The 9,263-nt window shown below is 46.9% G+C and carries 9 protein-coding genes; 4 read left to right on the forward strand and 5 right to left on the reverse strand.

Features of this window, described 5'->3' with window-relative positions:
- Nucleotides 1-8 precede the first annotated feature (8 nt).
- The 3 genes from nudE to IQQ51_RS27930 all read right to left on the reverse strand — a co-directional run bounded on the left by nudE (nucleotide 9) and on the right by IQQ51_RS27930 (nucleotide 2,253).
- Complete coding sequence (gene nudE / locus IQQ51_RS26170; protein WP_019826462.1) at nucleotides 9-560, reverse strand: ADP compounds hydrolase NudE; 552 nt, start codon at nucleotides 558-560, stop codon at nucleotides 9-11.
- Between the two features lie 286 nt (nucleotides 561-846).
- The gene (gene nfuA, locus IQQ51_RS26175) at nucleotides 847-1,431 is read right to left on the reverse strand and encodes a Fe-S biogenesis protein NfuA (protein WP_029405734.1); all 585 of its coding nucleotides are present in this window, start codon (nucleotides 1,429-1,431) and stop codon (nucleotides 847-849) included.
- A 108-nt stretch (nucleotides 1,432-1,539) separates the two neighbouring features.
- Nucleotides 1,540-2,253 (reverse strand): ComF family protein, encoded by a 714-nt coding sequence (locus IQQ51_RS27930; RefSeq protein WP_193842523.1) that lies wholly within the window; start codon nucleotides 2,251-2,253, stop codon nucleotides 1,540-1,542.
- Between the two features lie 93 nt (nucleotides 2,254-2,346).
- On the opposite strand from IQQ51_RS27930, the gene bioH reads away from it, so the two are divergent.
- Both bioH and IQQ51_RS26190 read left to right on the forward strand, forming a co-directional pair.
- Nucleotides 2,347-3,123, forward strand: a complete 777-nt coding sequence (gene bioH / locus IQQ51_RS26185) for a pimeloyl-ACP methyl ester esterase BioH (RefSeq protein WP_050645456.1) — start codon at nucleotides 2,347-2,349, stop codon at nucleotides 3,121-3,123.
- Between the two features lie 174 nt (nucleotides 3,124-3,297).
- Complete coding sequence (locus tag IQQ51_RS26190) at nucleotides 3,298-3,771, forward strand: hypothetical protein (protein WP_048618565.1); 474 nt, start codon at nucleotides 3,298-3,300, stop codon at nucleotides 3,769-3,771.
- A gap of 124 nt (nucleotides 3,772-3,895) precedes the next feature.
- Here IQQ51_RS26190 and IQQ51_RS26195 read toward each other — a convergent pair whose 3' ends face one another.
- Both IQQ51_RS26195 and greB read right to left on the reverse strand, forming a co-directional pair.
- Nucleotides 3,896-6,226 carry a Tex family protein gene (locus IQQ51_RS26195; RefSeq protein WP_193842524.1) on the reverse strand — a complete coding sequence of 777 codons (2,331 nt, stop codon included), beginning with the start codon at nucleotides 6,224-6,226 and terminating at the stop codon, nucleotides 3,896-3,898.
- 664 nt (nucleotides 6,227-6,890) lie between these two features.
- Nucleotides 6,891-7,373: a transcription elongation factor GreB gene (gene greB, locus IQQ51_RS26200; protein WP_193842525.1), complete on the reverse strand. Its 483-nt coding sequence runs from the start codon at nucleotides 7,371-7,373 to the stop codon at nucleotides 6,891-6,893.
- A 170-nt stretch (nucleotides 7,374-7,543) separates the two neighbouring features.
- Here greB and ompR point away from each other — a divergent pair, with 170 nt between their 5' ends.
- Together ompR and envZ are read left to right on the forward strand one after the other, a co-directional pair.
- Nucleotides 7,544-8,263: a two-component system response regulator OmpR gene (gene ompR / locus IQQ51_RS26205; protein WP_008218409.1), complete on the forward strand. Its 720-nt coding sequence runs from the start codon at nucleotides 7,544-7,546 to the stop codon at nucleotides 8,261-8,263.
- 153 nt (nucleotides 8,264-8,416) lie between these two features.
- A partial coding sequence (gene envZ / locus IQQ51_RS27705) for a two-component system sensor histidine kinase EnvZ (RefSeq protein ID WP_228013278.1) occupies nucleotides 8,417-9,263 on the forward strand: 847 nt, incomplete at its 3' end.

Here is a 9,263-nt window from a genome sequence, read left to right on the forward strand (position 1 = left end):
TGAATGTTCTAGTTATTGTTTAATACACGAAGGCTTAAAAGCAGGGCTGTAATACTACGAGCCTCACAGAAATCGAGATGTGTTAACAGTTCTTCGGCTTGAGCAAGTGGCCAGCGCACAATATCGAGTGGCTCTGGTTCGTCACCTTCTAGCTTTTCTGGGTAGAGGTCTTCTGCAATAAACAGCGTCATTTTGCTAGAGAAGTAAGAGGGTGCAAGGATCACTTCCTTCAGTGGAGTCAGCTTGTTGGCACCGAAGCCAATCTCTTCTTTGAGTTCGCGAACGGCGGCTTCGTTTGGCTGCTCACCTGGATCGATAAGCCCTTTCGGAAAGCCCAGTTCATAGCGTTCTGTGCCCGCTGCGTATTCACGCACCAACAGAATATCGCCTTGTTCAGTAATCGGAACCATCATTACTGCGTTGCGGCCGCTAGGCTTCATGCGTTCGTAAGTGCGCTGTTCGCCGTTTGAAAAGCGTAAATCGAGAGACTCGATAGAGAATAGTTTTGATTGAGCGACAGTTTGCTGAGCCAAAATCTCTGGCTTGGTCCTTTTTGTCATTGCGCTCGCTCCTTAGCTCATTGGAATTCTTTCTTATAAAGTCATTCTAATATAGGGGAAATGACGTTGAGTTCCTAGATCCGAGTTTTCATATCCTAGAATTATTAGAGCAGGAACCGATTGCGATCACTTGAATACCTTACTCAAGATGGTAACCAACCGAGAATTCTGGTTATTTCGTTCAGGAATACAAGAGCATAGGGGGCGTATCAACTTAGCCTCAAAACAAAAAAGGTTGATGCTTGCGCATCAACCTTTTAATCAGTGATTCATACTAACTGAGTAATTAGTAGTAAGAGTGCTCACCACGATCGTGCTCAGTTGCATCACGAACAGCAGTCAGTTCACCTTCGAATTGTTGAAGAAGTTCTTTCTCGATGCCTTCTTTTAGCGTTACATCAACCATAGAACAACCGTTACAGCCGCCACCGAATGCAACGATAGCAGCGCCGTCTTCAGTGATTTCTACCAAGCTAACGTGACCACCGTGACCAGCAAGCTGTGGGTTAACCTGTGTTTGGATTGCGTATTCAACGCGTTCTACAAGTGGCGCATCATCAGATACTTTACGCATTTTAGCGTTTGGTGCTTTAAGCGTTAGTTGAGAGCCCATTTTGTCAGTCACGAAGTCAATCTCAGCTTCGTCTAGGAATGGTAGGCTTAGCTCATCTACGTATGCAGAGAATGCTTCGAAAGAAAGCTTTGTATCAGACGCTTCGATAGCATCTGTTGGGCAGTAAGAAACACCACACTCAGCGTTTTGTGTGCCTGGATTTACCACGAACACACGAATGTTTGTACCTTCAGGCTGCTGTGACAGCAGATTGGCAAAGTGAGTTTGAGCTGTTTCTGTAATAGTAATATTTGACACGACGAATACCTGAGTAGATTTGTAGGTTATTAGCGCCATTCTACTCCTGTCAGATTTGTAATTCAGCCTTTTTTGTTGGATTGCTGTACAAGTAGTGATTCACAGCTTTTATCCAGAGGGCTCAGGAGTGCGGCAGATGCAGTAAATATCAATCCTTTTAACGCCCACTTCAAGTAGTAATTGGCATAATTGATACACAGTACTGCCGGTGGTTACAACATCATCAATTATCGCGACGTGAGAGGGAATAGTTCCTTGAAAGTCTTGTTTTCGCAGCGCAAAAGCGCTCTTTAGATTGTGTAATCGTGCGGATTTAGTCAGCCCCTGCTGGGAAGCCGTTGAGCGAATTCGACGAAAGAGCACATCACTTTTAACGCCAAGCTCTTGAGCCGTGTAATTGGCTAGCAGCTGACTTTGATTAAAGCCGCGATGAGTGTATCGGCGCCAATGCAGGGGCACGCTGGTGATCAGCGGAGCAGGGTGTTTGATACGTGATGCCAATAGCTTAGATAGATCACGTGCAAACCAAAACTTATCAGCGTACTTCATTTGCTGAATGTAACCTGCTGTTGGGAAGGTGTAGTCGCCGACACAGTAAAGGCGATGCCACGGTGGTGGTTTTGATAAGCACTCACCACACTGCTCGACGGTGGTTACTGTTTTTAAACCACATCGCTGACAGCGCGGTACTGGCTCAAAGAGTTTGAGACAAGAATTGCACCATCGAGGATGTGTATCGCTGGGTAGTTTATCGAGTTTGCACAGGTGGCATTGAGGTGTGACCAGACGTGGTGTGTGTTTTTGTAGCCAATCGGATAACATAGCTCGCGATGCTTTTGGGTTATGGTGTTCCTTTTGCTAACCATACTGAAAAGCGCGGATTATCGCTGATGGAAAAAGTAGGGAATATTGAGAATGAGTGACGCGTTATATTGGCATGTTTCTGGGCAAGGGCCTGATTTAGTACTGGTTCACGGCTGGGGAATGAACGGTGCGGTATGGCAACAAACCGTTAATGCATTACAAGCTGATTTTCGAGTGCATGTTGTCGATTTACCAGGGTATGGACACAGCGCGCACTGCCACGCTCAAGATCTTGAAGAGATAGCCCAGCAACTGTTGGCCGAAGCACCAAAGCAAGCGATTTGGGTAGGTTGGTCACTTGGAGGTTTGGTCGCAACGCACATGGCTCTCCATCACTCAGACTACGTGAGCAAGTTGGTGACTGTCGCCAGCTCTCCTAAATTCGCGGCCGCAAAAGAGCCCGTGTTATGGCGAGGCATTCAACCTAACGTATTAACTGCATTCACCGAACAACTGGTTGAAGATTTCCAAACCACCATCGAACGCTTTATGGCATTGCAAGCCATGGGCAGCCCTTCAGCAAGGCAAGATGTAAAACAGCTCAAGCAAGCGGTGCTGTCTCGCCCGTTGCCGAACCCTGACTCATTATTGGCAGGATTAAAGATGCTGTCGGATGTCGACCTGCGTGAACAACTGCCTGAGATTTCAGTGCCAATGCTGCGCTTGTATGGTCGATTAGATGGGCTTGTGCCAATCAAGGTTGCCAAAGACTTAGGCACAGCCTTGCCTCATACCGAGCAATATATCTTTACTCAGTCTTCACATGCGCCGTTTATGACCGAAGCCGATGCCTTTTGCAGTGAACTGGTCAGTTTCGCCCAAAAATAATCGCTAAATTTATCGCCGGCTTGGTCGATATATAATCTAACCAACGTGTTGCTTGATACTCAGACCTAACTCTCTCCTGAGCTGATTGCAGTAAGTTGGGCTATGCCTGTTGTGCTGACTCACAGTACAACAGTGTTATAGCAATAACGATGGGCGATTCTTGAGGAGTTCGCGATGATTGTGTCACCTGCAACTGCAGTGAGTGTGCCACTTATCGCCCCGTCCGTTAATGTGCAAACAGAGCAAGTTGCGCGTGATAATAGAGTTCGAGAGCCTGTAGCTCCCGCAGTAGCGTTGGCGAAAACCAATGCAGAGCGAAAGGTAAAGTCGGACGATAAGCGAAGGCAGCAGTCGGCTTGGGATCCTTCAGACCATCCTGGTTATGAAATGGAGAACGAGTCAGAGGCCAATTCGATTAGCCAAGAAGAGCCACAAGATCCTTTTGATAGGTTGTTCAGCTTGTTGGCACTGAGAACATACAGTGCTGACCAAGGAAAGGGCTATACCATGCGTTTTCGCCTGCCAAAGCATGTTTTAGATGCGGCGATTCAGGAGGGACAGATGGAGAAACGACGTAAGGTCATAAAATATCATTATGGTCATGCTGTTGCGCCTCATGCTCCATCAGAGATGCTGGTCGTGTTGTAAATCGAAAACTTATGACCCAACCAAGCTTCGATGTCTTTTTTGAACACATAATAAAAACCTGCATACCCTAAGGGATGCAGGTTTTTTGTTTTAGGCGAATCCGTTTTTTAGATGAGCTAACGGATTATTTTTTCGCTTTAGCAAATGCAGCAGCGAACGCACCACCCATCGCCGCGTTTTGTTGCGGCTCTTCGCGACGGCGTTGTCCACCTTGTGAATTTTGGTTCGGGCGGTTTTGCGTGCGAGGTGCACTTGAACGTTGCGCGCGGTTGTCTTGGCCTGGTTCATCTTTCATACGCATGCTTAGCGCAATACGCTTACGCTGAACATCGACTTCCATCACCTTCACTTTGACGATGTCACCCGCTTTAACCACTTCACGGGGGTCAGAGACAAAGCGATCGGTGAGCGCTGAAATATGCACTAAGCCATCTTGGTGAACACCGATATCAACGAAGGCACCAAAATTCGCTACGTTCGATACCACACCTTCTAAAATCATGCCCGGTTCTAGATCTGAAACACTGTTTACGCCATCGGCGAAGGTTGCGGTCTTGAACTCAGGGCGAGGGTCGCGTCCCGGTTTATCCAGCTCCTTGATGATGTCGCTTACCGTTGGTACACCAAAGTTTTCATTGGTGTAATCAATGGCATGCAAGCCACGCAGGAAGTCTGTGTTACCCACCAGAGATTTGATGTCTTTGTGGTTTTTCTCAGCGATGCTTTTCACCACAGGGTAAGCTTCTGGGTGAACCGATGATGCATCGAGAGGGTTCTTGCCGTCCATAATTCGTAGGAAACCAGCACACTGTTCAAAGGCTTTTGGCCCCAAGCGAGCGACTTTCTTCAGCGTAGTACGTGCTTCGAAGCGACCATTCTCATCACGGAAATCCACGATGTTTTGAGCGATGGTGCTAGAAAGGCCCGCTACGCGAGTCAGTAGCGCGGCAGATGCAGTATTCACATCAACGCCTACGGCGTTTACACAGTCTTCGACAATCGCATCTAGACGCTTAGCGAGCATAGTTTGGCTCACATCGTGTTGGTATTGGCCCACACCGATCGATTTAGGGTCAATCTTCACCAGCTCTGCCAATGGATCTTGCAGACGACGCGCGATAGACACCGCACCACGGATCGATACGTCCATGTTCGGGAATTCTTTTGCCGCTAACTCAGATGCTGAGTACACCGATGCACCTGCTTCGCTAACTATAATTTTTTGCGCTTTTAGGTTGCCACGCTTAATCACATCAGCCACGAAGCTGTCGGTTTCGCGTGAAGCCGTGCCGTTACCAATCGCAATCAGGTCGACATTGAACTGACGAACCATCTGCTCAACCACGTGTGCCGATTTGTCGTATTGCTTTTGAGGTGGGTGAGGGTAAATCGTTTCTGTTGCCAGAACCTTACCGGTTGAATCCACGACAGCGATTTTCGAACCGGTACGTAAACCCGGGTCCAAGCCTAAGGTTGCTCGAGGGCCAGCTGGCGCTGCCATGAGTAGGTCTTTTAGGTTGGTTGCGAATACTTCAATCGCTTCGATCTCAGCACGCTCTTTCATCGCACCCATCAATTCTGTTTCCATGTGCATAGAAACCTTGATGCGCCATGCCCAGCTAATCACTTGCTTACGCCATGCATCCGCAGGTGCGCTGCTTAAGGTAATACCGTAGTGATCAGAGATGATGTTTTCGCAGTATGAACCACGCACACCTTCTTCTTGCTCTGGGTCTGCGTTCATTGCCAGTGTTAGGAAGCCTTCATTGCGGCCACGTAACATGGCAAGTGCACGGTGAGACGGTACTTTGCTCAGAGCTTCGTTATGCTCGAAGTAGTCTTTGAACTTCTCACCTTCGTTCTCTTTGCCAGCCACAACACGAGCACCAAGCTCTGCATTACGATTTAGGTGTTGGCGAATCTTTTCAAGCAGGTTTGCGTCTTCCGCAATGCGCTCCATGATGATCGCGCGTGCGCCATCGAGTGCAGCTTTGGTATCGGCAATGCCTTTATCGCTGCTGATGAAGTTAGCGGCTTCCGTTTCCGGATCGTGCTGTGGTGCATTCCATAACGTATCGGCAAGTGGCTCTAAACCTGCCTCAATCGCGATCTGACCTTTGGTACGGCGCTTTGGTTTGTATGGTAGGTATAAATCTTCTAGGCGAGTCTTGCTGTCTGCTTGAGTGATATCACGCTCGAGTTCTGGCGTGAGTTTTCCTTGGTCTTGAATCGACTTAAGAATCGTTTGGCGACGATCGTCTAGCTCGCGAAGGTATGAAAGGCGGCTATCAAGGTTACGTAGTTGGGTATCGTCTAAGCCACCCGTAACTTCTTTACGGTAGCGGGCAATAAAGGGAACGGTGTTACCGTCATCAATTAGGTTTACTGCGGCAGTGACTTGCTCAGAACGGACATTCAGTTCTTCAGCGATCAGTCGACAGATAGCTTGGCTCATCCGATGAATCTCTTATTTAATATCATGACAAATACATGGGGGTGAGCGTACGCTTTTTCTAGCTTTGGCTGTGTAATTATCCTGTCAGAAGTCGAATTTCCGTTTCTGATACCTGCTTTGTGCGAGATCTCTTACAAGTGATGTGAGACTAAGTCGCTTTAAACCGATGATATCGTCTTAAAATCAATCTAAGTTACTGATTTTATTTGTTTGTGTGTTTGTGGGCGTATTTCTCACCTGAAATGTTTTTTGCGACTATCTAGGAAACTCGCCCAAATACCGTAATATTTAACTTGTCGACAGGGAGTTGGCAGGAACAGGAAAAAGCCTAACGGACTAGGTATCTTCAGGATGAAGATTTGATTACTTAGGATGAGTAGTCAGCAAGGAAGTGATAATCTCTGGATGAGATTCGCCAGTCAGGATGACAGGCTAGAATGGACACCGCTAGGATGGCGATGAACAAAAAGGAAATTGGTTAAAGGATTTAGCCACTATCAAGGAAAGATGCAGGGAGCACCTTATCTCGAAGAGATAAACAGTAGCCGGATTGCTGCGATAGAGACTTAACCCCGTCAGGCGAAAGCCTAGCGGGGTTTTCTTTTATCTGGCGTTTGGGTTTGCTTGAACACTCAGCTCATCGCTAAGTGTTTATTAGGTTTGATTATTCGTCGTCTGCGTAGCGAATCGAGTTAATGAACCACTCTTTGTCGCCTTCCGGTGTTTTTACCGTAAACTCATCATCCACTTCTTTCTTGAGCAGAGCTCTAGCCATTGGTGAGTCGATAGAGATATAGCCTTTAGCATCGCCGTAGATCTCTTCTGGGCCGACAATTCGAAACTTCTTAATTTCCCCATCATCATTCTCAATTTCGACCCAAGCACCGAAAAAGACCTTACCCTCTTGTTGAGGTGAGTAATCCACGATTGTGACATCAGGTAGGAACTTTCTTAAGAAACGCACTCGGCGATCAATCTGTCGAAGTAAACGCTTATTGAAGGTGTAATCTGCGTTTTCTGAACGATCTCCTAGGCTTGCAGCCCAAGTGACTATTTTGGTGATCTCTGGACGCTTCTCGTGCCATAAGTGGTCATGTTCTGCTTTGAGTTTGTTATAACCTTCTCGGGTGATAAGTTTGGTTTTCATAAATCTGACTTAATGAAATGATGATCTAAGATAGAATATATAGAAAGGCAACATACGTTAACAATTATTTAGGCGACTTTTTCCTCAATAATGTTACATTTTTAATGTCTTATACAATTTACCAAGAATGCTTAACCTTAGGTTTAAGCTTTAATAGGTGGAACCATTACATGCAAGAAAACTACAAAATTTTAGTGGTCGATGACGATGCTCGTTTACGTGCACTGTTAGAACGCTATCTGTCAGAGCAAGGCTTTCAAGTGCGTAGCGTGGCAAACAGTGAGCAGATGGACCGCCTGTTAACCCGTGAAAATTTTCACTTGATGGTATTGGATTTAATGTTGCCGGGCGAAGATGGTCTATCGATCTGTCGTCGTCTACGAAACGCAAACAACTCGCTACCAATCCTGATGCTTACAGCAAAGGGTGATGAAGTGGATCGCATTGTGGGCTTGGAAGTGGGTGCTGATGATTACCTGCCAAAACCATTTAACCCACGTGAACTGCTTGCTCGTATTAAAGCGGTACTGCGTCGCCAAGTCATTGAAGCGCCGGGCGCACCAAGCACAGAAGAGTCTGTGGTTGAATTTGGCGAATTCCGTTTGAACCTAGGTACTCGCGAAATGTTCCGCGGTGAAGAGCCAATGCCTCTTACTTCGGGTGAATTTGCGGTACTTAAGTCATTGGTAACGAATGCTCGTGAGCCAATGTCTCGCGATAAGCTGATGAACATGGCTCGTGGCCGTGAGTATTCAGCAATGGAACGTTCTATCGATGTTCAGATTTCACGTCTGCGTCGTCTAGTTGAAGAAGACCCAAGCAAACCTCGCTACATCCAAACGGTGTGGGGCTTGGGTTATGTATTCGTTCCAGATGGCAAAGCTGTGTAATTCAGCTTAATAAGCTCTACAGCAGCTTTATCGATTCTGTGAATCTTACGGGTCATCTCATTAATATGCGATGGCCCGTTTTCTATTCAGCACAATGGTTTAGAGTTATAGTCATATAACACTTTCTTTATCTTTCTACATCTCGGGTACCCCATGCGTATACGTAGCTCCTTTACTCAGTCGATAGTGCTTTTCTTAACGCTATTGGTCGCTAGCCAAATTTTTTCTTATTACGCGGTTTTTAATTATGCGTTGATGCCAAGTTTGCAGCAGTTTAATAAGATTCTGGCACACGAGCTAAACCTGGTATTGGACCAAGGCAGTGATATCGAGATTGATGCGCCACTACGTCAGCGTGTACTTGAGCAGCTAGGGGTAACTGTTCACGCGAAAAACAGCGAAGCCGCGGGTGAGTATTACCATGCAGTAGCAATCGACCTGATGAGTGAGGAGATGACCAAAGAGCTGGGTTCTGAAACTGAAGTGCGGCTGATCTTGGGTAAAGAGAGCTATGTGCTGTGGATGGACATTGCGCAGTTACCCAACTCTTTAATTCGTATTCCGTTATCAGAGCTGCAAGAAGAAGATTTTGCACCGCTATTCCGTAACAGCCTGATCATGGCGTTGTTGATTGTCGCGGGTGGTTGGTTGTTTATTCGTTTGCAAAACCGGCCGTTGATAGCGCTAGAGAAAGCGGCGCAAGGTGTCGGGCGAGGTGATATTCCACCACCATTGCCAGTTCAAGGCGCACAAGAGATTCGCTCGGTAACTCGAGCCTTTAACCAGATGTCGAAAGGCATCCAAGAGCTAGAAGAAGACCGCGCCTTGTTGATGGCGGGTATCAGCCATGATTTGCGTACTCCGTTAACGCGTATTCGCTTAGCGACTGAGATGATGTCACCAGAGGATGCCTACTTAGCGGAAGGGATCATCAGTGATACCGAAGAGTGTAATGAGATCATCAGCCAGTTCATGGATTACCTAAAGCCGGTCGACCGAG

The sequence above is a fragment of the Vibrio sp. OPT18 genome (assembly GCF_015163615.1).
GTDB classification, from domain to species: domain Bacteria; phylum Pseudomonadota; class Gammaproteobacteria; order Enterobacterales; family Vibrionaceae; genus Vibrio; species Vibrio coralliirubri.